Source organism: Lujinxingia sediminis (assembly GCF_004005565.1).
Lineage (GTDB): Bacteria > Myxococcota_A > Bradymonadia > Bradymonadales > Bradymonadaceae > Lujinxingia > Lujinxingia sediminis.
Genome location: NZ_SADD01000002.1, coordinates 497,445 through 522,234 on the forward strand (window position 1 = coordinate 497,445; position 24,790 = coordinate 522,234).

16 protein-coding genes are annotated in these 24,790 nt (G+C 62.5%); 3 read left to right on the top strand and 13 right to left on the bottom strand.

Going from position 1 to position 24,790, the window contains the following annotated elements; all coding sequences use genetic code 11:
• Positions 1 to 77 precede the first annotated feature (77 nt).
• Positions 78 to 1,043 carry a transposase gene (locus EA187_RS07510; protein ID WP_127779835.1) on the top strand — a complete coding sequence of 322 codons (966 nt, stop codon included), beginning with the start codon at positions 78 to 80 and terminating at the stop codon, positions 1,041 to 1,043.
• Here EA187_RS07510 and hutI read toward each other — a convergent pair.
• From hutI to EA187_RS07560, 10 genes are all read right to left on the bottom strand, one after another.
• Positions 1,010 to 2,293, bottom strand: coding sequence for an imidazolonepropionase (gene hutI, locus EA187_RS07515; protein ID WP_127779836.1), 1,284 nt, complete (start codon positions 2,291 to 2,293; stop codon positions 1,010 to 1,012). The genes EA187_RS07510 and hutI overlap by 34 nt on opposite strands.
• 299 nt (positions 2,294 to 2,592) lie before the next feature.
• Positions 2,593 to 4,251 (bottom strand): urocanate hydratase, encoded by a 1,659-nt coding sequence (hutU, locus tag EA187_RS07520; protein ID WP_127779837.1) that lies wholly within the window; start codon positions 4,249 to 4,251, stop codon positions 2,593 to 2,595.
• A gap of 267 nt (positions 4,252 to 4,518) precedes the next feature.
• Entirely contained in the window at positions 4,519 to 5,784 is a 1,266-nt protein-coding gene (locus tag EA187_RS07525) for an AgmX/PglI C-terminal domain-containing protein (RefSeq protein WP_115607624.1), read from the bottom strand.
• A 333-nt stretch (positions 5,785 to 6,117) separates the two neighbouring features.
• Complete coding sequence (locus EA187_RS07530; protein ID WP_127779838.1) at positions 6,118 to 8,274, bottom strand: sulfatase family protein; 2,157 nt, start codon at positions 8,272 to 8,274, stop codon at positions 6,118 to 6,120.
• Between the two features lie 583 nt (positions 8,275 to 8,857).
• Entirely contained in the window at positions 8,858 to 9,910 is a 1,053-nt protein-coding gene (locus EA187_RS07535; protein ID WP_115607620.1) for a phosphatase domain-containing protein, read from the bottom strand.
• Between the two features lie 12 nt (positions 9,911 to 9,922).
• Positions 9,923 to 11,041, bottom strand: a complete 1,119-nt coding sequence (gene plsX / locus EA187_RS07540; protein WP_347343334.1) for a phosphate acyltransferase PlsX — start codon at positions 11,039 to 11,041, stop codon at positions 9,923 to 9,925.
• Positions 11,042 to 11,320: 279 nt separating this feature from the next.
• Positions 11,321 to 12,304 (bottom strand): metallophosphoesterase family protein, encoded by a 984-nt coding sequence (locus EA187_RS07545; protein ID WP_115607617.1) that lies wholly within the window; start codon positions 12,302 to 12,304, stop codon positions 11,321 to 11,323.
• 61 nt (positions 12,305 to 12,365) lie between these two features.
• Positions 12,366 to 14,681: an EcsC family protein gene (locus tag EA187_RS07550; RefSeq protein WP_127779840.1), complete on the bottom strand. Its 2,316-nt coding sequence runs from the start codon at positions 14,679 to 14,681 to the stop codon at positions 12,366 to 12,368.
• A gap of 334 nt (positions 14,682 to 15,015) precedes the next feature.
• Positions 15,016 to 16,116: a hypothetical protein gene (locus EA187_RS07555; RefSeq protein WP_127779841.1), complete on the bottom strand. Its 1,101-nt coding sequence runs from the start codon at positions 16,114 to 16,116 to the stop codon at positions 15,016 to 15,018.
• Positions 16,117 to 16,487: 371 nt separating this feature from the next.
• Positions 16,488 to 19,115, bottom strand: coding sequence for an efflux RND transporter permease subunit (locus EA187_RS07560; protein ID WP_127779842.1), 2,628 nt, complete (start codon positions 19,113 to 19,115; stop codon positions 16,488 to 16,490).
• Positions 19,116 to 19,234: 119 nt separating this feature from the next.
• On the opposite strand from EA187_RS07560, the gene EA187_RS07565 reads away from it, so the two are divergent.
• Both EA187_RS07565 and EA187_RS07570 read left to right on the top strand, forming a co-directional pair.
• The gene (locus tag EA187_RS07565; protein ID WP_127779843.1) at positions 19,235 to 20,401 is read left to right on the top strand and encodes a glycosyltransferase family 4 protein; all 1,167 of its coding nucleotides are present in this window, start codon (positions 19,235 to 19,237) and stop codon (positions 20,399 to 20,401) included.
• A 10-nt stretch (positions 20,402 to 20,411) separates the two neighbouring features.
• Positions 20,412 to 21,572, top strand: a complete 1,161-nt coding sequence (locus EA187_RS07570) for a glycosyltransferase family 4 protein (RefSeq protein WP_164856092.1) — start codon at positions 20,412 to 20,414, stop codon at positions 21,570 to 21,572.
• A 393-nt stretch (positions 21,573 to 21,965) separates the two neighbouring features.
• Here the strand turns inward: EA187_RS07570 and tmk are convergent, their stop codons facing one another.
• From tmk to EA187_RS07585, 3 genes are all read right to left on the bottom strand, one after another.
• On the bottom strand, positions 21,966 to 22,625 hold the full coding sequence (gene tmk / locus EA187_RS07575; RefSeq protein WP_127779845.1) for a dTMP kinase: 660 nt from the start codon (positions 22,623 to 22,625) through the stop codon (positions 21,966 to 21,968).
• A gap of 313 nt (positions 22,626 to 22,938) precedes the next feature.
• Positions 22,939 to 23,700, bottom strand: a complete 762-nt coding sequence (locus tag EA187_RS07580) for an enoyl-CoA hydratase/isomerase family protein (protein ID WP_127779846.1) — start codon at positions 23,698 to 23,700, stop codon at positions 22,939 to 22,941.
• A 39-nt stretch (positions 23,701 to 23,739) separates the two neighbouring features.
• Positions 23,740 to 24,696 carry a hypothetical protein gene (locus EA187_RS07585; RefSeq protein ID WP_127779847.1) on the bottom strand — a complete coding sequence of 319 codons (957 nt, stop codon included), beginning with the start codon at positions 24,694 to 24,696 and terminating at the stop codon, positions 23,740 to 23,742.
• Positions 24,697 to 24,790: the final 94 nt, after the last annotated feature.

Below are 24,790 nucleotides of genomic sequence, written 5' to 3' on the forward strand. Positions count from 1 at the left end.
ACGCAAACCTACATCCCCCCACACGATAATAGTCCTACGACGTCTCTCATTCTCTTACCTTCAACCACGAGACCGACATGGGACGCCCTCTCCGCATCCAGGACCCCTCATACTGCTACTTCGTAACGAACCGCTGCTTCCAGGAGCGCTTCTTTCTCACCCCCACCCCCGAGATCAACGCTCTGATCCTGGGTTGGCTAGCTCGCTCGGCCAAACGCTACAACGTCAAAATCTTCTTCTTTCTCTTCATGAGTAATCACTTCCACATGGCTGTACGCGCCCCCCATGAAAACCTCCATAACTTCATGGGCTACTTCCAATGCAACCTGGCCCATGACGTCAACCGACTCCTCAAACGCACCGGCTCCCTATTCGAGCGCCGCTACAGCGCCGAGCCCATGCTCGACGGCGACGCTATGATGGCAAAGTGGCGCTACACCATGACCAACCCCGTTGAAGCCAACCTCGTCTCCCACGTCCGCTTCTGGCCCGGCGAATCGTCCTACCAGGCCCACCTGGACCAGACTCCCATCAGCGCGGTGTGGACCGACCGCGACAAACTACGTGCCATGCGCCGTCGCAAGAGTCACAACCCTGACGACGAAGTCCTGGCCGACCAGCACATCGAGCTTCATCTAGCCCCCCTGCCCTTTCTTGAAGACCACACCCCGGCCCAACGCGCTCGCTTCTTCAAGCGCTCACTGAGCGCCCACACCCGCGTGCTCACCAAACATCGCAACGAGCACGACCAAAAGGTCCTGGGCGCCCTCAACATCCGCACCCAGAGCCCTTTCGACCGTCCCAAAAACCCCACCCGCTCCCCGCGCCCCCTCTGCCACACCCGATGCACCATCCGGCGCAACACGTATCGCAAGCTCGTCCGAGAGGTCACCGAAGCCTACCGCGCCGCCAACGCGCTCTGGCGCGAGGGGCTTCTTCCCACGTTCCCCCCGGGAACCATTCCCCCCGGCTGGAGTTGCACAACCTCCGCCCCCGACATCACTCCACCCTACTCCTCCACGTCAGCCTCTTCCGTCCAGTAGACGAAGTTGCCTCGGTAAATCACCGCTTCGGTGTGGATCTGCCCGAAGTGATAGGTCAGATAGCGGTAATGCGGCACATCAAAACACGCCACATCGGCCCGAGCTCCGGCACGAAGCCCCCCGATATCTGTCCTTCTCAGCGCCTTGGCTGCCCCCGCAGTGATGGAGCGCAGAGCCTCGCCAGGAGTTAACTTATAGAGCGTACAACCCAGCATCAGAATCGTCCCCAGATCCTGCGTCATCGCACTCCCCGGGTTAAAGTCCGTTGCCAGCGCAACCTCACACCCCGCATTCAACAGAGCCCGCGCCGGTGCCAGGTGATCGAGCGTCCCCAGAAACAAATTCACCGCCGGCATCAACACCCCCACCACACCGGCCGCAGCCATCGCTTCGATGCCTTCCGGATTCACAAACTCCAGATGATCCGCACTCGACGCTCCGACCTTCGCCGCCACCATCGCCCCCCCCGCGTCAGTGATCTCATCGGCGTGAATTCGAGCTACCAGACCGTACTCCTGACCACACTTTAAAATGCGCTCTGCCTCCTCAGCACTGAACGCTCCCCGATCACAGAACACATCGCAATATGCCGCATACCCCCCTTTCGCCACCTTCGGGATCATCTCCTCACACACCAGGTCGACGTACGCCTCCCGGCGATCGCGATACTCAGCTGGCACCGCGTGCGCCCCCAGAAAACACCCCACCAGCTCACATGGCACTTCCTTCTGAGCCCGCTGCACCGCCTTCAGACACTTGATTTCATCGGCAGTCGTAAGTCCGTAACCACTCTTGACCTCCAACGTTGTCACCCCCTGACGTACCGACAAAAACGCCCGCCGCACCAGCGTATCGGTCAACTCCTGACTCGACGCCTGCCGTACGGCCTCCACGGTCGTCAATATCCCCCCCCCTTCTTCCAGCACTTCGACGTAGGGCTTTCCCGCATTACGCCAGGCAAACTCCTGAGAGCGCTCCCCGGCAAAGACGGCATGCGTATGACAATCAATCCAGCCGGGCATCGCTACAGCGGTCTCGAAAACATCAACCGCCTCACCCCGAGCTGCCTTCGGTCGCTCACTCCATGGTCCCACCCACGCGATCGTTTCATCCTCCACCAGCACGCAGCCATCTTCAATCAACCCAACGATGGCGTCGTCGCGCTCCTCGCCCCCGTCCCCATACTGCGATAGTTGCGCCACGTCCTGCGGCATCGTTAACAACTGCGCGGCCCGAATCACATATCCCATCCTCTATCCTCTCCTGCTTTCACCGTTCAAATCCGCAAACGACGCGCACAAGCGTCTCTCTCTCGACATCCCCGGCCATATACCACAGTCATGACTCGATGCGCCTCAGCGCTCGCCCTGGCAATACCCCCACATTCAACAATCGAACGCCTGGCACCCGTTCAACGCTCGAACACCCGATGATCGAGCGCCTGGCACCCAACCCATCACACTTCAAAAGGATCGAATGCCTGGCACCCCTTCCCCCCATCGCCCCGTATGACGTCTATCCCCCCACACCCCACCCTGCATTGCCCACATCACTCCGTGATCCCAGGAATCCGCACCCCGCGTTCCCGAGCAACCTCTCTGGCCCGCTCATACCCCGCATCCGCATGCCGCACCACCCCCATCCCCGGATCACTCGTCAACACCCGCTCCAGCCTGCGAGCCGCAGCCTCGCTACCATCGGCCACAATCACCTGACCGGCGTGCAGGCTATACCCCATGCCCACTCCTCCTCCGTGGTGAAAACTCACCCAACTGGCCCCGTTGACCGCATTGACCAGCGCGTTGAGAATCGGCCAGTCCGCCACCGCATCACTCCCATCCTTCATCGCCTCCGTCTCCCTGTTCGGGCTCGCCACACTTCCCGAATCCAGGTGATCGCGGCCGATGACGATCGGCGCCTTTAACTCCCCGCTCGCCACCATCTCATTGAACTTCAATCCAGCTCTGGCCCGCTCCCCGTAGCCGAGCCAGCAAATCCTGGCTGGCAGCCCCTGAAACGCCACCCGTTCTTGCGCCAGATCCAGCCACCGATGCAACGACGCTTTCTCCGGAAACAGCTCCTTGAGCGCTGCATCGGTCTTAAAAATATCCTCCTCATCCCCCGAGAGCGCCACCCAACGAAACGGCCCACTTCCCTCACAGAAAAGCGGCCTGATAAACGCTGGCACAAACCCCGGAAAATCAAACGCGCGCTCCACCCCCTCCTCAAAGGCCTCCTGGCGAATATTATTGCCGTAATCAAACACCACCGACCCGGCATCCATAAACGCCACCATCGCTGAGACATGCCGCGCCATCGACGCCTTCGACGCCGATACATAACCCTGCGGATCGCGCTCCCGAAGCGCCTCCGCCTCCTCCAGGCTCATCCCGGCCGGCACATACCCGTTAAGCGGATCATGCGCGCTGGTCTGATCGGTCACCACATCAGGCACCACACCGCGCTTTAGCAGCCCCTCATAGACATCCACAGCATTAGCCACCACCCCCACACTCAACGCCTCTCCGGCATCTCTGGCCTCGAGTACCCACGAAAGTGCCTCATCGAGATCCTCGCTTACCCGGTCCACATAACGCGTCTCCACGCGCCGCTGGGCACGTCGCGCATCGACCTCAGCCACCAGACAAGCCGCCCCATTCATCGTCGCCGCAAGCGGCTGCGCCCCGCCCATCCCGCCCAGGCCTGCCGTCAACACAAGCCGCCCCTTAAGATCCCCGCCAAACTTCTGCCGCGCTGCCTCCGCAAAAGTCTCATAGGTCCCCTGTAAGATCCCCTGTGTCCCGATGTAAATCCAGCTCCCCGCCGTCATCTGGCCGTACATCATCAGCCCCTGCCGCTCCAACTCCCGAAAATGCTCCCAGGTCGCCCATTTCCCCACGAGATTGGAGTTCGCAATCAACACCCGCGGCGCATCCGCATGCGTACGAAACACCGCTACGGGCTTACCGGACTGTACGAGCAACGTCTCATCCTCTTCCAATCCCCGCAGCGTCGATACAATCCGATCGAAACTCTCCCAGGACCTCACCGCCCGACCACTCCCGCCGTACACCACAAGCCGGTCCGGATCTTCGGCAACCTCCGGATCGAGGTTGTTCATCAACATCCTCAACGCGGCTTCCTGCACCCACCCCTTGCAGCTCAGCTCGACTCCTCGTGGCGCGCGTACAGTCCTGGGCTTCGACATCCTCTACCTCGTGCTCGAGTCTATTTCACTTCGTTGTTCCGGTTCGCAATCTGCTCCTCGCCACTACCACATTCCACCCGCTATCGACCACATCCCCGCTGCGGCCAGCTTTATGCGAACGCCTGGCACCAGGACAGAGCGAACGCCTGGCACCAGGACAGAGCGAACGCCTGGCACCCGGTCACACTCAACGGCAGTTCGATCGAACGCCTGGCACCCGGTCACACTCAACGGCAGTTCGATCGAACGCCTGGCACCCGGTCACACTCAACGCTCCACATCCCGAAACGTGAACAAAATATTCACATTGATCGTCCCACTCTCCCCCTGCACTCCCGGGTAATTCCCACGCTCCAACGCCTGACGCGCGCACCGCTCCACCTGCGAATCTCCCACATCACTGTGCATTTGCATCGCCTCTCTAACCTTCCCATCCTGCCCCACAGTCAACTGCACAATCTGCCGACCACTTCCCGCGTACGCATTGCCTCGCAGCCGACTCGCATAACACTGACCGATGCGATCGCCGATCGCCCGCACCGCTTCCTGCGCCGCCGCCGCATCTTCAAATCCATTGGCATACACGCTCGCCAGATCTGCAAAAGGCACGCGACGATAGCTCGATGCATCCGCGCTGAAATCGCGTACACGCACCTCGCCCTCCACCTTATCGACCACATAGATCCGCGCCGAGGTGACCGCCACAACACTCACCCCACCTTGCTCACCAAGCTGCTTGACCAGCGCTGCCTCAACCTCACCGCCTCGCAGAGCGACCTCGGCCAGCGGCGCCTCCTCCCCCGCAACTCCGACGATCTTCAAACTTCCTTCGCCCACCACCACGCGCTCTTCGGCTTTTCCGTCCCCATCAAAGTCAAAACGCTCTTCCCCTTTCAACACAGCATCCGATGCCGCAACGGCCTCATTGAGCTCCGGCGCCTCCCCGCTCATTCCCGCCTCCCCGGGCTCTGCGGTGAGCAACTCTCCGCTATCCGATATCCGGATAAACGCATCCCGGCCCCGCAACTTGCACTCAAAGTCCATCTTCACATTTCCCGTCACATCCTCGACCTGGCACCACTCCAGCGCACGCCCCGGCTGAACCCCCCAGGCAAACTGACCGTCTCCCGTAAACGCCCGTAACTCATTGCGATTCACGCACCCCACATCAAGGCCACGACTGGCCGTAATATCGGCCACAATCAGCTGCTCACAGCCCCCTTCAATCTCAAACACAGGCTCCCCGTTAGCCCGAAGCACAAAACTTGGCCTCCCCGCCCCCACAATCTCGGGCTTGCCATCCCCGAGCATGTCGACAAGACGCAGCCCCGGATCGCGCTCCCCGCTGTTGGCGCGCCAGTCAAAGGCTCGCATCGGCGCACCATCCTTACCCAGAAGCACCACCCCCTCTCCCGCGTTCACCAGCACCGGCGCCTCCGCATCCGGCCAGTCGTACACAGCGCTCTCGGCTGCGGACATCGCCGGAACCATCACCATCCCCAACAGACTCACCAACGCCGTTTTCAACTTCATCTCTATCCTCTCGTCTCTCAGTTCAGACACAACCCGAGCCTCTCCCTCGGGCATATAAATCAGTAACCCCCCGGTCAAAACGCTTCAACCCATGGGCCGTCTTCCATCTGACGTTCTCATCCCACCCCATGGCACATCATAAAATCCGCCTGGCACCCCTACGCTCGAACGCCTGGCACCCTTACGCTCGAACGCCTGGCACCCTTACGCTCGGACGCCTGGCACCCCTACGCTCGGACGCCTGGCACCCCTACGCTCGAACGCCTGGCACCCTTACGCTCGGGTATCCCCCCTCGCACTCCTTAAACTCCCCCAACCACAAGCCCCCAACCACTACTGCATTCGCTCCTCCAACAGAGCGCGCAATGCCTTGACCCGCTCCGGTCGCTCCCGCGCCAGGTTGTTCTGCTCTCCCGGATCCACGCTCAGATCAAAATACTCTTCCAGCCCCAGCGTGAAGTTCACGATCAACTTCTCATCGCCCAGCATCACCGCCCGATGGTGCTCTTTCCAGTTCGTATAGGGCAACAGCTCCGAAAACACCGCACGCTCCGGTACCTCCGCACGCCCCAGCATCACATCGGTCATGCTCCGCCCTCCGAACTCGGTGGGAATCGTCAGTCCGAAGAGATCGACCACCGTCGGTGCCACATCGATGATCGAGACCGGCCCCTCCACCTGGCGCCCGAACCACCCGGGCACCCGCACCAGGAGCGGCACCTTGATCACCGGATTATAGAGCGTCTGACCGTGAAAGTAGTGCCCGTGCTCATTAAACGCCTCCCCGTGATCGCTGGTCAGCACGATCACCACCTCGTCATAGAGCCCCTCTTCTTTTAACTTGTCGATCACCCGGCCCACGTACGCATCGGTAAACGCAATCTCCGAGTCATAATTGTTAATATGACGCTCCCGCGTCGTCTCTCCTCGCCCGAAATCGTACTCCTTATGACCGATCCAGCGCGCGTGTGGCTCAAAAAAGTGCACAAAGAGCGAGAAGGGCTCCGCCTCATCCCCTTTCTCTCGACGCTCCTTACCGAGCTGCTCGATCACAGGCTCCAAACGCTCCCAGGTGCGCGGCGCAGCGATGTCATCGTTGGACTCCGCAATCGAAAGCGCCCCCTCATTATCCCAGCGCTCAAAGCCCTGATGCACATTGCGCCGTTCATCAAAGTAGAAATGACTCGAAAACGCCTGGTTGCGCCAGCCTCCGGCCTCCAGCACTTCGAACATCCCCACATTCTCCGGGCGCACCCGCGGGTAATTATACTGCGCCCCCCACCACATCATCTCGCTGGCATAGTTGCTAAACAGAAGCGGCGGCACAGAGCGCGGCGTATGCGGCGAGGTGGCGTACGCATCTAAAAAGACAGTGGCGTCTTCAGCAAGGGCATCGATCCGGGGCGTCGTCGGACGCTCGTATCCGGCATATCCCATATGATCCTGGCGCAACGTATCGACCAGAATCATCACCAGATTCTTTGGCGGCTCCGGGATCGCCTCAAACCGGTCGTTCTGCGCCTTATCCCCGGCAGCCACCGCCAGTTGCACTGCGCGCCGTGCCGGGTGCTCCGCTGAAGTTAGCGCGACCACCGCCCTTTCATCCGCGCATTCCTCACCCTCCTCACAATCTCCAAACGCAAACGCGTCCCCCCCCTGGCTGCCCACATCCACCAGGCGCGGCGCGATCATCGAAACCAGCGGCGCATCGCGCAGCGTCGCCTGCCGCATCGCCGCACTCGACAACGCCCAACCGGGTGCCAGGGCACCACACACAAACGCCAGCACCACCCCGACGGCCGGCACACCCCAGCGCCAACCCTTGCTTACCAGTGGCACCTTCACCATCGCCCACATAACCACGGGCACCAGCGCCACGCCGGCCACCCCCATCTGCAACGTCGCGCTATCCCAAACGCTGAGGCCCGCTGCCCACCGGTAACCCACCACCAGCGTTCCCACAGCCCCCAATCCGTAAACACCAGCCACAAGACGGGTCCAGGCACCACGCATCCCCAGCCGCTGCAACAGCCAGAGGATCCCGCCGTACACCAGCGGTGATACCACCAACGCCCCGGCGGCCAGGCCCGCAGACGCCAGTCCTAAGCCCAGCGCCTGAAACGACACCCGCACCATCTTCGAGGTCACAATAAGATGCGTGCCCAGCACCCCACCACCGATCATCGCCAGCATCACCGGAGCGCTCAGCAGCACGGCGGCCACCCGACGATCCACCTCCCCTCGCTCCAGCGCCTCACTCAAAGGCCACAAACCCATGCGCCGGCACACGCCCAGGGCAATCGCCACCACCACCCCCAGCGCCGCGCCGTAGAGCACCTGCCACATCCCCAGCAGGCCATACGCCGCCATCACATAACTCGCGCCCAGCCCCTCAACGTCTCCCCACACCGCCGCTGCACTCCACAACGCCAGTACCGCCCCGACAACCACCCCCGCACGCACACCCTCGACTACCGCTCGTATGGCCACTCGCCACTCCTTTCGTCTCGTCTTACTCCCCGTCGCTGCGCATATCTGAGCGCACCGACATCCGCGAACCCGAAGTTCACCGTCGCCAAGGCTGCCATGAATGTGGGACGCTTAAAATAAAAAATCCCGAGCCGGAGCTCGGGATTCCGCTCGCTTTGCGAGCTTAAAATATGTGTGCCCCCGGAGGAGAGAGACTAGCCATAGGACAAGCACCTGACTAACGGCCTGGGGGGAGTGCATGCCGACCGTCCTCCGTAGGACACAGTGGGTACTATAAGTCTGATTAAATAGGCGTCAACTACTTTTCCAAAAAAAGTTTCTCATCCACAGGCTTTTTCCCGGTTTCAGGCATTCGTTTCTTAGCATTTCCCGATGCATAGGTGTCAGGCACCCGTTCCTGGCCCCCCCCTCTCGGTGCCAGCCCCTCTCGGTGCCAGCCCTTCGATCGTTTTCGTTCCACCGATAAACGGGTGCCAGGCACGCGATCCTTTCCCATCCCGCGCGATCGCCTCCCCGCTTCTCATACCCCCATCACGGCCTGCTGGGTCGCCTGGCACCCTCCCCAACCCTCATCTCTGGTGGGTCACTGACGGCGACCGAACAATCCCGGCTCGGCCTCGATCGTCTCCCTCAACCTCCGATCAGCCTCCAACACCCCCACATAATCCGGTGGCCCCTCCCACCCTCGCGTCGCCCCGCCTCCTCCGCCCCGCGGTGCCAACGCTCTCACCCTCCCAAGCAAACGCTCCACAAACCCCGCCGGCAACCCTCCCACCGCCTCACTCTCGTGCGCATCCTCCGAGAGACGCTCGATCGCCTCTGCCCCCAGATGCCGTCGACGAATCAGATCCTGAAACGAATTCGCCAGCTCCACCACCCCGTAGCCATGCTCCCGCAACAGCCCGGCCGCTACCCGCAACACCGGCTCCAACGTCAAACTCTCATCGGCATAAAGCACCAACGCGGCCTGAAAATAATTGGTGATCGGTACCACCCGGGGCCCGTACACCCAGAAACGGCCCGGCGCACTATGCCGATCCAGGTGAATAAAAATCCGCCCCACATTCCCGTCGATCCGCATCCGCGCATAGCGCTCCAGAATCGAGGCCCGCGTCGTGCTGTAGACCCCCGCCCGATCCAGAATCTCAAACAATCCGTCGCGATCGACTTTCCCCCCGGCCAGATCGGCATAAAGCGAATAGATAAATGCGTCCTGCTCCGCATCATCCCCAAATAAGGTCTCAGGCGCCGAAGGGCCTCCCTCCCGAACCTTCAGAAGACTGTCCAGCTTATAGCCCACCTGCCCCCGCACCGCCCGAAAGCGCCCCTTTAGAATATTTTGCAGCGTCGGCTTGAGAACAAACACATCGGGTCGAATCCCATCGAGTTCAAACTTCCTCTCGAGCTTCGGCCGCATCTGCGAGGGACTCCCGCTGATAAAGGTCACCAACGCGCGACTTCCATCATTCTGATGGGTCAACTCCTTGAGCAAGGTCACCACACCGGGCACGTTGACCTTTTCCTCCGGGGTCTGCAGCGCCGTGCGAATCAGATCCCGCCACGTGTCAAAATCCGTACGCAGATACGTCTTATCCAGATCCCACCGATAGATGTGGCGTACCATCAACTCCGACACGTCCCTCTCCCCTCAACCCTGACTCATACCGGTGTCCAGAGCCTCGGCAATCGCCGCTGGCAACTCCGCGCGTACATTCTTGATCGCAAGGCGCAACGCATTGCCCACCGCCCGTCGTCCCGAACGCGGATGGCACAAGATCACCACCTTCTCCAACCCCAGAAGCGGCGCCCCGCCGTAAGCCTCAAAATCGGTGAGTTGTTTGATTTTCTGAAGTCCGCCACTCAACAACTTCAATCCCATCCGCCACGCCACGCGCTCATGGTAGGCCGCGCGTGCCAGATCAAAGGCCGCCTCACTGACCCCCTCCAGGATCTTAATGGCCACATCCCCCACAAATCCCTCACAGACCACCACATCAGCAAGCCCGCGCGGGATCTCGTGCCCCTCGATATTGCCATAAAAATGAATCGCATCATGGCGACTCAACAATTCATGCGCCCGCACCACTTCCGGCGTCCCCATCGTACTCTCGCGGCTGTTCGACAAAAGCGCCACCCGCGGCCGCTCATTACGACTGACAATCCGCGCATACGCCGAGCCCATCAAGCCAAACCCCAGTAATTCCTCGGGCCTGGCCCTCAGACTCGCCCCCACATCCAGAATCAAGCTAAAAGGATCATCCGTCTCCCCCCGCACCCTGGGCGTCGGATACACGCTCGCCAGCGCCGCTCGCCCCAGCCCCCCTACCAGCCCGAAATGACGCGTCGCCGCCAGCACCGCCGCCCCCGGATGCCCCGCCGATACCAGCGCATCGGCCTCTCCAGCCTTGACCAGAGCACAGGCCTGCACGATCGAGGAGTCCGAACGCGCCTCCAACGCCACCTGCGCCCGCTCCCCCATCCCGATGACCGTAGGCGCATGATAGAGCTGAATCCGCTCCGAGTTATGATCCAACTCAAAGAGCGCTTCTGTCATCGCGATCTCATCGCCCACCAGCAAAAAGTTCACCCCCTGACCCACTCCTCCCCTCAGGCTCGCCTCAGCCACCGCCGCGACAAGCGCCGCCGGCGCATGATCCCCCCCCATCGCATCAACCGCGATCGTTATCGACTCTCTGCTCCTCACGATCCTCGCCACTCCCGCTGACCCACGCCACCTAAACTCACTCGAACTCACCCACCCTAACACATACGCGTTCGCCTGGCACCGCGACGTGCCCCCCCACCACTCATGATCGAACGCCTGGCACCCGATCTTCTCAACCATGATCGAACGCCTGGCACCCGATCTTCTCAATCGTGATCGAACGCCTGGCACCCGATCTTCTCAACCATGATCGAACGCCTGGCACCCGATCTTCTCAACCATGATCGAACGCCTGGCACCCGATCTTCTCAACCATGATCGAACGCCTGGCACCCGATCTTCTCAATCATGATCGAACGCCTGGCACCCGTACATCCCCGATCAGGGACGCAACTCCAACTGCGTCATCACCTGCTCCCCATGCACGTTGAAATCGATCACGTTAAAGCGCAACGCGTTGGCAAACCCTCCCGGATTCCCCAGCTGGTGCGTCCCCAGCGCGTAGTCCACCGGCATCACATCGTGCTTATGACCATGCAGAATCAGTGAATACGGATCGATCAGGTCAATCGCCTCGATCAACTCATCCGCGCCATCGGCCGGCTCCATCAAGCCTCCAAATGACTTCGTCGCGCTGCGCGGATGCCAGTCCGAGCTGATATGATGGTGCAACAACGTCACCAGCCGTCGCCCCTCCACCTGAGCCCGGTGCCGCTCAATCCAGTCCAGAGCCTCCGGATAGATCCGCCCCACCGTGTTCGGCAACCACCGCTCCAGATAATGTCGGTCATCCACCGGATCCCGATTGCTGTCCAACGCCAGCAACGCCACGCCACCCGGCAGCTCCTTGAGCATCGGCTCACGCGGTGTCACCACCGGAAAAAAGTGCTCCATCGGCTCACTGGGATAACTCTCATAGATATTAAAACGGTCGTGATTTCCCGGAATCACCGTCAGCCGGTCCTCCCCCCACCACCCGGTCACCTCCAGCGCCGCACGCACATCCAAAAACTCCTCCGCCAGCCCGCAGTGCACCAGATCGCCTGTGATCACCAGGTGGTCCACCCCCAGCCGATGCAGCCCCACCAGCGTCTTGCGCACAAGCCCGTTGTAGAGCTTGCGCGCCGAGCGATAATGATGCCCCACCTCATTGGAGATCGCCGAGATCTCATGCGAGATGTTCTGCAACGAGACATGCGGCGAGATCAGATCGCGGAGTCGACTGACCAGCTCCACCTCCCCGGGCACATGCAGATCGGTGAGCTGCGCCAGCCTCAAGATCGTATTCTCCGGACGGCGCAGATCCCGCGGCCGCGTCTTATCCGTGCAGTCAATCCATTTGAATATTGCTCCCGGCATGCTCATGCCTGGCCCTCGACGCTTTGCTTACAGGTTATCCCCCTCCTCCGATCCGCTCACAACGATCTCAGCCTGCCAGACTCTCCGAGTCTTCTTCCAGACCGATATGGCGCACCCACTCCGGATACTTTCGCTCCAGAAAACGATCGGTCAACACCGCCTGCGCCGCCTCACACAGATCGTAGATCAGGGCCACATTGAGCGACGCTCCCAGCAGCGCCCCCACCACCGGCAACGCCCGCGACGGTGCAGCCTCCACCGCCCGTCGCTGCAAATTGCGCGTCACCGCCCTCTTGGCCATCTCGCCGGCCTGCTGCGCCGCGCGGGCTCCCAGCTGCCGCTCCACTACCTGCGCAAGACCCCGGCCCGCCAGCTGTGTCAGCCCCCCGTGCGCCACCGCCCCCACCATCAGGGTCTTGCGCAACACGTACTCATTGAGGTTCTGCCTTACCAGCATCGGCTCCACCGCCGAGGGCCGACTCCCGCCGAGCGCCACCGCCAGAATCTCCATCGGAAGATCCTTATGCTCACGCGGATCAAACCCGAAATACCAGCAAAAGCGGCTTGAGATGTCGGCCGCAATCGACAACAGCACCGGCACATCGGCCAGCGAGAGCATCCCCCAGCTAAAGGGGGCCAGGCCACCGAAAACCCCGCCGCTGACCGCCCCCAGAAGCAACCTCTGCTTGCGTCGGCGCCGCAACATCCCGAACACACGCTCCACCGGCAACTCCGCGATGGCCTCAAAATCGACCACCTCCACACCGGCCTCGACAAACTCCTCCACAACCTCCTGCCGAAGATCCTGGGCTGCCACATGCGCCTCAAAGCGCTCCATCCCCCGCTCCACGGCCCCGCGTACAAGCCCGATCTCGCTTAACCCGCTCCCCAGCCACTCCACCGGCGTAAACACCCGCTGCACCAGCCGATGCACCCGGTTGGGATCAAGGCGACGCTGCACAAAATACTTCACCCGCGCAGCCGCATGCTTGTCGGCATGCGACATCGTTACCCCGTCAAACTTACAGGTCAGCTGGTCAAACGCCCGCTCATAGTCGCTGACCACCAGATACATCGACAGATCATCCTCCCCCGCGTACGGATTACGCAACCAGTTCACACGCCCCCCCGCCCGACGCACAAGCTGAACCGCGTGGCTATCCAACGCCAGGTTATGCACATACAACCCGATCAACTCCTCTTCGAGCCGATCCAGAGCGTCGCAAAGCCCCAGGTCTTCAACCGCCAGTCGAACCCGGTAGGCCCTGGAGCCCACCCCACGACGTCGCCGTCCTCGCCGCGCCGCCATCAGCTCCAGAAGCCGCTGCGCCCGGGCCGGATTGTAGCGCGCCGTGCGCCCTACCTCCGCAAAAAGCCAGGTCTGCGCCGTGCTCCCCTCCCGCCACAGACTCCCAAGCCAGCTCTCATAAAGCGTCTCCAGCCGACTGTAATCCGCGTCAAACGCCCGCCGGCTCAAATACGCCCGCAACCGCTCCTGACGCTGCGGATCGTCCACGCTCAAGCGCACCGCCGCCTCCAGCGGCCGCTCCAGCCACGCAAAGCTCAGCTGCCCTTTGAGCGTCGCGTCCGCCATCACCTGCAACCACGCCTCCCGCTCCCTGGGCTGAACCTCCGCGGCCTGATCACACGCTTTGACCAGGTTCTCCACCGTCGGAGAATGACGCCGCCCCTTTAAGCGCAGCACCATCAGCGCGCTCAACAACGCTCCCAGCTCCCAGTACGACCCCTTAAGGCAGAGCTCCACAAGCTCCATCAATCCTCGTCCCCCGCCCTCTTCCTTTCCTCCACGTTCGCGGCGCTCATCGCGCTCAAAAACCACCACCACCTCATAGAGCCAGGCCAACTCATCGGGTAGCGCCCGCCCCAGAAGCCGCGCACGAGCCTCCTCAAGCAGCGCCTCCCGCTTGCTATGACGCCAGATCGCCAGCGTCGCCAGCGCTGCCATCGGATGCAGATACGTGCGATGCGGGCTCATCGTACGCCCGATCATCGCCAGCGCCTCTTCCCCTCGCTCACTTAACTCCCCGTACCCCTTCGCCGAGAGCACATCCCACAGGGGCTCACTGACCAGCGTCTTCTGACGACGCCACACCCGAGAGTACCCCAGCGTCTGCGCCATCCAGGCCGTTAAAACCTCCCGACGCCGATCCGGTGCATCCGAGAGTTGCTCGGCCACCACCGCCAGAATCTCATCGATCGGACGTCTGGAGAGCGCCTCCCATAACGCCTTAAAATCATCGAGCGGAAGCCCCACCGCCTGAGCCTCCTCCTCCAGCGCCTCCACCCCACGGGTCTCCGAGCCCGGAGACACCTCCAAGGCCCCGGCCCCGGCCAACTCCTCGCTCTCAGGCTTCACAAACATCGGGCTCATCGGGCCAACCCCATCGTAGAAGTGCTCTCAACCATCGACTCACCTACCGCGCATCGGTCGCGCCGCGGCGTTCTCACCCTAACACGCCGGCGCGGCGAGTTGTTCAACCCTTGCCCTCTCCCCCGAAATTTGAAGTCGCTCTCCCTGCCCCTCACACCACGACAAAGCTACACGCTGTGCGCTCCCTGACCAGCGCTCACACCAGAGATCGAACGCCTGGCACCCGAGCGCCTTCATGAGCCAAAGTCCTCGTTCGAACGCCTGGCACCCTCACATATCCGCGTTCGACCAACCAGGATCGAACGCCTGGCACCCGATCGCCTTCTCAAGGGTTCACAAAGTCCACCGTATAGTGCCCTCTCCCCCGCGTGCGCAGCGTACGACCACCCGCATCCACCTCCAGCGCATACTCCCCGTGGATGTTATACTGCCACGGCTTACTTAACGCCGAAGCCACCAGCCGGGCCGCCCGACCGTAGCTCGCCAGCAAGTCCTTCTTCTCCATCCGATCGCCGCGCATCACAAAACGCATCTGCCCCTGGCCGCTCTCCCCCTCCAGCTGCACCGCGTGCGGCACCTGATAACCCGTCTCTCCATCGCCCCTTACATTGCCCGGGCGCAGCTGCGCATCAGCATCACTGAACACAATACGCTCCCCAACACCCACCATCGCCCAGGTCAACGTGCGCCCCCCGAACTTCTCGCTCAGCTCGATCTCCCGCCAGATCACGAACACATCGTCGTTATAATCCCGAAAGCGCGAAAACCGCTTCGCCAGCTCATAAGGCGCCACATTCGTCGCCACATGATCAGCATAACCGGCCCGAGATGCCCGCACCGTGTGCCACTCTCCATCGATCTGCACCCGTCCCTCCACATCCGCTCGCGGAGAAATCAGCGTAAAGCGGTAATAGTCCTCCCCCTGCCGAATCTGTCCGCTGCCCGGTCGCCACATCGGCATCGTGTTGCGAAACGTCAACTCGACCTTCACATCCCCGTCATGGCGAAGCACAAAGGCATCATCGCCCTGAGCCTCCACCTGAGTTTTGGCAATATCGAGCGCGAAACGATCCTCGGCCGTCGTCCAATCCCCCCGACTGACCCGCTCCCCGTACTCGTAGCGCTCCTGCCCCGGCAGGCGAACCCGTACCTGCGCCGCCCCATAGCCGCTGCGAATCCCCAGGTTCGAGATCGTAAAATCCATCCCGATATGCCCCCCGCCCTCCAGATCCACCGAGAATCCGTAACGCTCCGAATACGCCTGCCCCGAACTCATCCGCGGAATCAAATCCCGCATCGACACCTGTCGCGCTGCCGCCCCCTCACTCCACCCCTGCACCTGAGCGCTCGCCAGGACCGGCACCACGCTGAGCGCACACGCCATCATCAGCCCCATCATCAATGCCGCAGTCCGTCTCTGTCGCATTCTGGCTCCTCAGGCCACATCGTGGCGCTTTATATCTCAGCTCATGTTCACACACATCATTCGACGCGAGTCCCCGGCAGGCATTCATTCTAACACCAGAGACACATCACCGGGCCCCCACTTTCAACCTATGTTCGAACGCCTGGCACCCGTACGTCTCAGGCTTCTTCCTCATGTTCGAACGCCTGGCACCCGCACTTCTCAGACGTCTTCCTCATGCTCGAATGCCTGGCACCCATACGTCTCAGACGTCTTCCTCATGTTCGAACGCCTGGCACCCATACGTCTCAGACGTCTTCCTCATGTTCGAACGCCTGACACCCGGGCACCAGCCCCCGAGTCGAACATGTTCTGCCCGGCATCCGCCCAGGCTACTTCACCGCCGACACCCACCCCCATCCCCGCTGCTCGGCAATCCACAAAAACGCCGGCATCACCAGAATCGTTGCCAAAAACGCCGACGCGATTCCCACAATCGCCAGATACCCCAGCGACTGCAGCCCCGCGTAATTTGTCACCGCAAGCCCCCCAAACCCGATCATCGACGTCACTGTCGTCATCCCAATCGCCGAGCCCACGTGATCGATCACGCTCACCAGCCGGCCTCGTCCCTCCTCCAGATAACGGTGGTAAAAATGCACCCCGTCATCCACCCCGATCCCGATGATCACCGGCAAGATCACCACGTTGAAGAAGTCGAGCTTGATCCCGAACCACCCACAGAACCCGAACATCCACAACGCCCCGACGATCAGCGGGCTCAGCGAGACCACCGCCCGCAACGGACTGCGGAAAAAGAAACTCAGAATCAGCAGCACAATCACAAGCGCGATCCCCAGCATCCGCGCCCCGTCCTCCTTAATCTCATCGAGCATCGCCGTATAAATATACGACTGGCTGGCCACCCGCACATCCATCCCCTCCAGATCGGTGGCCGACTCCACCTCCCCGAGAAAACGCCGCGCCTGCTCCCCGACCATGTGATCAATACGTTCATTGACGTAGATGAGATACTCGTAGGCAAACGCCTCCCCCTCTGCCGGCGCTTTGGCCTCCGGGCCCGCCTCTCGAAACAACCTCTTGGTCCACTCCGGAAGATCCTCGATCCCGATCGCTTCCACCTCCAGACCCTCGCGCATCTCATCGATGCGCTCACGCTGGCTCCCACTCAAAAAACTCAAATCATCATCCAGCGTCGCCCTGATCGCCTCGATCACCTCCAGGCGCTCAGCCTGCTCCTCGTCACTGCCCGGCAAAAACGCATAGATCGACGCCACCGAACTCACCGTCTCAAGCTCTCCGGCTTCCTGACGGGCCTGCAAATGATCATAAAGACGGCGAGCGTCCGCAGCCTCATCCACCAGCAGAAGCGTCGGCGTAGAGGACTGCTGCCCCTTGAGCGCGCTCGTATACTTCGCCCCGGTGCTCAGCTGCTTGCGCTCGGCCACATAGCTCTCCGGATCCGCCTGCTGACGAACGTCCACCGCCCGCCCCTGCACCGCCCGCGCGAGTTGCCGCCCCATCGCCCGAGCCTGTTGCTCGGCCACGTCTTTCGCATCGGGCTCGCCACGCTCCCAGGGCATGATCACCTGCCCCACACGCCGAAAGTTCTCCTCGAATCGCACCTGCCCCACCTGCGTGAGCGCCCAGATGCTGATCAGCGCCGCCGCAAACAACGACGCCGGTGCAAGCCGCAGCAACCGCCCCCGTCGCACCGCCCTTTCAATCGTTCGCTCCCCCTCTACCACCTTCGGTTGATGCGGCCAGAGACGCTGAAACACAAGAATCATCGCGGGCATCGTGACCACCATCGCCACCACCGTCATCAACACCCCGGCTGCCGCCACCTGCCCGAACTGACTCAACCCCCGAAACTGCGCAAACGAGAGCACCACAAAGGTCGCAAACGTCGTCGACGCCCCCATCACCGTCGCCCGCCCCACCGAGTTATAACACGCCCACAACGCTTCAACCGGCTCTCTACCCTCGGCGCGTTCCCGATCGTAGCCGTTGAGCAAATGGATCGAAAAATCGATCCCCAGCCCCAGCAAGATCGCAAAGATAAAGACCGTCACCGTCGTCAGCTCACCGTGGGCCACAAACGCCAGCGCCAGCGTCCACAACACCCCCATCACCAACGGCCCCAGCACCAGCACCACCGCCCGCACTCGCCGAAAATACAGCGCGATCACCAGAAACAACCCCAGCAGCGTAAACAACGCCGAGGTCTGAATATCCCCCACAATCGAAGTATACTCGCTCTGACGCGAAACCAGCCCTCCCCCGTACTCCAGTTCCATCTCCGGATGATAGCTCGCCGGATCAAGCGACTCACCAAGCTCCCGCACCCGATCCAGCAGCCTGTTCGTCGCCGCCAGATCTGTCGACGTCTCCACAAATCGCACCACGATCGTCAGCGAATACCCGTCATCACTCATCAGGTATTCTTTGTAGCTCTGATGCGCCAGATCCTCGTAGCGCTCCTCGATATCCGAGGTATCGATCAACGAATCACTGCGCTCCTTTCGCCCTCCCAACGGCACAAAAAGCGGGTTCTGCGCTCGCTTCTCCTCGCGAATCCGCCGCTTAATCCTGGTGTGCAACTCCTCCAGATCCTCCGTCTCCATATAGAGCAGGCGGTTCTTCTCAAAAAACGCCTTATCATTATGGTAATGCGCCAGAGCGATCTGCGGCTGCTCCCGCAACCGCTGCGCATACGCCTCGGCAAACGCCAGGTTCGCCTCCCGATCCGGCGAATCGATCACCACAAAAAGCGACGACCCCGACCCCACCCGATCGCCAACCTCCTCCATCGCCAGCGCAGCCTCCGAGGTGCTGGGCAAAAGCGCCCGGAAGTCGCTGTTGATGTTCCAGCGGCTGGCGATCACCGCGATCGACAACAACGTCACCACCACGCTCGCGGCCACCACCCAACCGGCCCTGCGACCCACCCACTCACGCATAAAGCGTTCTGCCAACCGCACCGCACCGCTCGCCATCGTCTTGTCTCCAGACCACCAAATCCGTTTCACTCACGTCGCGCCCTCTCCAGCCGCGCCTCACAGCCACCTTGCTCTCATCACAAAGCGTGCTATGAGTGCCCTCGGAGTATCGCACCATGACCCAAAACACCACATCTTCTGCCTCGCTCAACGCCTGCGTCATGCTCGACGCCCGCTACCTCAACGGGCGTCATAGCGGCATTGGACGCTACACCCTGCGCCTCGTCGAGGAGCTCCTAGCTCAGGACGATACCCTGCGCCTGCGCCTGCTGACACACCCCAACAACCCCGCCCCCCTTTCCCATCCCAGGGTGCAATGCCAGACGTTTGATGCCGCCCCGAATTCACTCACCACACGACTTCGCCTGGCGCGCTCGATCGACTTTCGCGGCATCGATCTTTTCCATTCCCCCTTTAATATCCTGCCCGCCGATCTCCCGGTGCCCGCAATCTTTACGCTCCACGACATCATGTGGCTGCTCAACCCCGACTACTGCACCGATGTCTGGTGGCGAAAGCTCGTCACCGGAACGTTTTATCAAAACTTTATCCCGCGCTCCGCCGCCGAGGCCGAGCATATCCTGACCGTCTCCCATACTTCCCGTCAGGCCATTGAGGAGCACTTTCCCGCCATACGCGGACGCGTCAGCGTGACCTACAACGGCCTCGATCCCTTCTTCACCCCGATGCCCCCCGAAGAGGCCTGGCCGCTGCTCGGGCGCTGGCTCGCCCCCCGTTCCCGTTTCGTGCTCGTGGTGGGCCAGGGCTCCCCCTACAAAAACCACCCCGGCGCCCTGCGTGCCTTCATCGAGGCCTTCGCCGACGATCCCCACACTTACTTCGTGCTGGTGCGCCGCCTCGACGAGAGCTCCAACCGCGAGCTCGGCCAACTCTTAGACGATCCTCGTCTGGGCTCGCGGGTCATTCGCATCGGCTACGTCTCCAGCGACGAGCTGCGAGCCCTCTACAGCATGGCGATGGTCTTTCTTTTCCCCTCCTTCTACGAGGGCTTTGGCCTGCCCGCGCTCGAAGCCATGGCATGCGGCACCCCGGTCATCACCTCCGATCGCGGTGCCCCGGCCGAAGTCTGTCAGGGGGGGGCAATGCTGGTCGATCCGCACAACACACAGGCGCTGGCCCGCGCCCTGCGCCAACTTCGCGATGATCCGGACCTGGCCCACGAACTTCGCCATCGCGGCCAGGCTCGCGCCGCCCAATTCACCTGGGAAGCCTGCGCACGGGCCGCTCTGGAAGCCTACCGCCGCGTACTCCACCCTGCCTGAGGAGGCCGCCATGGCCCGCATTCTCATCGACGCTCGCTGCCTTGGCGAGTCCCCCACCGGAGTGGGAAGCTACGCTCGCGCGCTGATCGCACATCTGGCCGAGCTCCACCACGACCACGAACTTGTGCTGCTACGCAACCGCAGTAACACCACGCCCATCACCGACGCAGCTCTCCCCCAGATCGCCAGCGCCGTCCCCCCGGACAATCTGAAAAACCACCTGCTCGGACACCGCGCCCTGGCCGATGCCGCCTCTCAACTCGGCTCGCCCGATATCTACCACAGCCTCTTTCACATCCTGCCCCGCTATACCCGCCAGGCCCTTCCCGGTGCCGGGGTTATCACCACCCTCCACGACCTGGTCTGGCTCGATCACCCCGACGCCTCCCAGCCCACCTGGCTTAAAGCCCGTTCCATCCAGGCCTTTGCCCGCACGGCGATCCCTCACGCCCTCAACACAAGCGATGCCGTCATCGCCATCAGCCGCCCCACCGCCGAGCGCGCCCGCCAGCTCTTGAGTTCCAAATCAACCTCCCTCCACACCATCCACCACGGTGTCCACGCTCGCTTCTTCGAGCCTCCTCCCCCCCTCACCGGTCCCCTCTCCGAGTTGACCGGCCCCGACGCCCCCCCCTTCTTCGTGGCCATCGGCAACCACAAGCCCTACAAAAACCTGCGCCTGCTCATCGACGCCTTCGCCCGACTACCCGCCCACTCTCCTCGCCCCCATCTCGTGCTTATCGGTGACTGCCAGGGCCTCTCCACCCACATCGGCGAGTCGGGGGTCAGTGAACGTATCCACCTGCCGGGCCTGGTCGATGACGAGCTGCTGCGCGCGCTCCTGGGCCGCGCACGCGCCTTCGTCTTCCCCTCCCTCGTCGAAGGTTTTGGACTTCCCATCCTGGAAGCCATGGCCATGGGCCGTCCCACACTGGTCTCCGACCTGGAGCCGATGCGCTCCATCGCCGGCGAGGCCGCGCTGCTCTTTCACCCGCACTCCCCCGACGACTTAAGTCGCCTGCTTCACCGCCTGCTCGTCGCCCCCGAACTGGCAGATCGCCTCTCTCAACGCAGCCTCACCCGCGCCCACAGCTTCCGCTGGGAGCACACCGCTGAGCGCACCCTGAAGGTCTACGAAGAGCTGCTCGCCAGGGGCACATCTCGGCGCTGATCGCTCCGCCTGCTGACATGTCCGAACGCCTGGCACCCGCTCGGCCACACACGCTGGTACGAACGCCTGGCACCCGCTCGGCCACACACGCTCATCCGAACGCCTGGCACCCGCTCGGCCACACACGCTGGTACGAACGCCTGGCACCCGCTCGGCCACACACGCTCATCCGAACGCCTGGCACCCGCTCGGCCACACACGCTCGTACGAACGCCTGGCACCCGCTCGGCCACACACGCTCGTACGAACGCCTGGCACCCGCTCGGCCACACACGCTGGTACGAACGCCTGGCACCCGCTCGGCCATACACGCTCGTACGAACGCCTGGCACCCGATCGGCCACACACGCTCATCCGAACGCCTGGCACGAACGCCTGGCACCCACACTGTCCTCACGCCGGCAACACCCTCTTCACAACGTCCCAGATCGCCTCGGCCAACGCCTCGCGCTCCAACGAAGCATCAAGACGCACGATCGGCTGTCCCTCTCCGGCCAGCATCGTCATCACCTCATCATAGCGGCGCTCCAACCGCCCCAGCTTCTCATACGTCTCATAGAGTTCGCGCTGCCCACCGCGTCCCGACAGGCGCGCCATGCACACCTCGACGGATGCCTCCAAAAAGATCGTCACGTCCGGCACCCGCGCCCGCGCGTTCAGCTCACGCACCCACCCGTAATCCACCCGCTCCTCCCCATCGATATCCCCCTGATACACCAGACTTGAGTGGTAATAGCGATCCGAGATCGCCACACACCCCGCGGCCAGCGCAGGCTCCACCTGGGCCTCAATATGATCGAGCCTGTCCGCCGCAAAAAGCAGCGCCAGCGTCTCGCGCCCCACCGGCCGCCCGCCGCCCTCATCGGGCACCACAACTCTCCCGGTGAGCATCTGCCGAATCAGAGTCCCGATCGGCCCCTCCGAAGGCTCACAACTCGTCGACACCCCCCACCCCTCGCGCCGAAGACGCTCAGCCAGCGCCTCGCTCTGGGTCGTCGTCCCCGCCCCATCCAACCCCTCAATCACCACAAACGGTACGGCCTTCGTCACCATCGTCACTCGCCTCGCAACCTGCCTATAGCTCTCAACATCGTCGTTCAGACATCCTGCTCACGCCCACCCCAACATCCCCTCGCTACCTCAATCCCACGATCGCCGCTCCGAGACCAGCCTCGTCACATCGCCTGGCACCCACTTCGTCTCTGCAAGACGCACGTGCTCGAACGCCTGGCACCCGAGCTGCTTCATGTACGAACGCCTGGCACCCGAGCTGCTTCATGTACGAACGCCTGGCACCCGAGCTGCTTCATGTACGAACGCCTGGCACCCGATCGAACGCCTGGCACCCGATCGCGATCCCGGCTCCTCAGCCTCTACGATTCAGAAAGCGCTCCACCCGCTCCCAATGCGCCGCCCCCACCCACAGATCGCAAAACGCCTCCAGCTCCCCCTCCATCGCCACATCGCGATGATCTTCTACCGCCCGACGAACCCCCGACTTCAGCGCATCGGCCACCCCCGGCTCACACCCGGCCAGACGCCCTGCCAGCGTCATCACCCGCGCATCCAGATCTTCCGGTTCCATCACCTCTTCGACAAGTCCTGCGGCCAACGCCTCCTCCGCCTCCAGCACCTCCGCGCACCCCAGCCACTTCAACGCCTTCGAGCGCCCTACCTTCTCCACCAATCGCGTCAGGCCTCCCCACCCCGGGGTCAACCCGAACTTCCCCTGCGTCAGCCCCAGCCTTGCCCCCTCTGCCACCACACACATATCAAAGGCCAGCATCAACTCCACCCCGCCCCCGTACGCGTCGCCGTTGACCCGGGCCACCGTCCAGCACCGCAGCGCCTCAATACGACTTAAAATTCGCCGCATCCGCCGCGACATCGCCTCAGCCTCCTCGCGCGTTCGAAGCCCGGCAAACTCCCGAAGATCCCCACCCGAGACAAACGCACGCCCCGCCCCACCTACCACCAACACCCGCAACTCCGGCGTACGCTCAGCCCGGGTCAACACCTCCTCCAGCCCGACCATCACCTCCTCATTTACCGCATTGAGCCGCGCCTCGCGCGCAACCTCCACCCACCACACTGCCCCCGCCAAACGCTCTTCACACCGAACCGCCATCACCTCTCCCTGCGCCACAAAACCATCCCGGGCTCACCCTCACCGCTGCGCCTCAACCTGAACCTGCCCGGCCTTCATCTCCAGAGCACGCCGCGCCTGCTCGCGCACCCGACTCACGTGATGCGCCTCAGCCAACGTCTCCAGATACACCGCCACCCACGGCGTCGACAACGATCCCAACTTCGGCAACAACCCGATCAAATCATCGTAGCGCTGCTCGCGACTCATCCGCTCCGCGAGTTCCGTCAACGCCCTGGCCGCCCCAGAAGACTCCAACTCCCAGAGGGCCTGCGCCGCAGCAAATGCCACCTCCTCATCGCCACCGCCAGCAGCCGCGATCAACGCCTCCTCCGCCTCCTCAACCGCCCCCTCCACCACCCGCTGCACCGCCAGCAACCTCGCGCTGGCCTCCGCATCCTCATCAGCACACCACCGGCCCAACTCCCCACCCCGGGCCTGATACACCATCGCCTGCGATCGCAATCCTTCCATCACCTCTTCGACCCCCTGACGTAGCAACGTGCGTCCCAGCGCCCCCAGCAACGCTTCCGGCGGTCGATCGCTGACCAGCGGATGACGCACCACATGCTGCGCCCGCATCGACACCCCTTCCCCCTCTCCCCCAACCACATCCGACCCCAGCTGCCCCTCCACGCGCACCACCATCACCGAGCCTTCCAACGCCTGATTCAACGTCACTCGATACACCAACCTCCCCTTCACCCCCTCCCTTCCAACGCCCCGACTCAACCCCTCATCACTGGTTACCAACGCCCGCTCCCACCACTCCTGCACCCTCCCTGGTTTGGGCGCCCACCCCTGACTCCCCACGCGTTCAACCTCCTCCCCCTCCTCCATCACCTGCATCGACACCACTCGGTAGGGCCCCCCCTGCGCCTCCTCCGCCTGCGCACCTCGACTACACCCCGCCCCCAGGGCACACCCCCATACAAGCCCCACCCAGACGATCAGCAGCCGTCCCCCCAGACGCTCCATCGCTCCCCCTCTTCCCCTGGTTTGCACAAAAACCTTCCCTTCAAACGTGCACACCAGCCCCGACAACGTCGAACAAATCCACCCTACTTATCAA

What these genes read in the sequence shown, in the direction of transcription:
- EA187_RS07585 (WP_127779847.1), bottom strand. Translation starts at nt 24,696, where the DNA reads ATGGAGCGTCTGGGGGGACGGCTGCTGATCGTCTGGGTGGGGCTTGTA.
- EA187_RS07555 (WP_127779841.1), bottom strand. Translation starts at nt 16,116, where the DNA reads ATGCGACAGAGACGGACTGCGGCATTGATGATGGGGCTGATGATGGCG.
- hutU (WP_127779837.1), bottom strand. Translation starts at nt 4,251, where the DNA reads ATGTCGAAGCCCAGGACTGTACGCGCGCCACGAGGAGTCGAGCTGAGC.
- EA187_RS07550 (WP_127779840.1), bottom strand. Translation starts at nt 14,681, where the DNA reads ATGTTTGTGAAGCCTGAGAGCGAGGAGTTGGCCGGGGCCGGGGCCTTG.
- EA187_RS07565 (WP_127779843.1), top strand. Translation starts at nt 19,235, where the DNA reads ATGACCCAAAACACCACATCTTCTGCCTCGCTCAACGCCTGCGTCATG.
- EA187_RS07510 (WP_127779835.1), top strand. Translation starts at nt 78, where the DNA reads ATGGGACGCCCTCTCCGCATCCAGGACCCCTCATACTGCTACTTCGTA.
- tmk (WP_127779845.1), bottom strand. Translation starts at nt 22,625, where the DNA reads ATGGTGACGAAGGCCGTACCGTTTGTGGTGATTGAGGGGTTGGATGGG.
- EA187_RS07570 (WP_164856092.1), top strand. Translation starts at nt 20,412, where the DNA reads ATGGCCCGCATTCTCATCGACGCTCGCTGCCTTGGCGAGTCCCCCACC.
- EA187_RS07560 (WP_127779842.1), bottom strand. Translation starts at nt 19,115, where the DNA reads ATGGCGAGCGGTGCGGTGCGGTTGGCAGAACGCTTTATGCGTGAGTGG.
- EA187_RS07525 (WP_115607624.1), bottom strand. Translation starts at nt 5,784, where the DNA reads ATGAAGTTGAAAACGGCGTTGGTGAGTCTGTTGGGGATGGTGATGGTT.
- hutI (WP_127779836.1), bottom strand. Translation starts at nt 2,293, where the DNA reads ATGGGATATGTGATTCGGGCCGCGCAGTTGTTAACGATGCCGCAGGAC.
- EA187_RS07545 (WP_115607617.1), bottom strand. Translation starts at nt 12,304, where the DNA reads ATGAGCATGCCGGGAGCAATATTCAAATGGATTGACTGCACGGATAAG.
- EA187_RS07580 (WP_127779846.1), bottom strand. Translation starts at nt 23,700, where the DNA reads ATGGCGGTTCGGTGTGAAGAGCGTTTGGCGGGGGCAGTGTGGTGGGTG.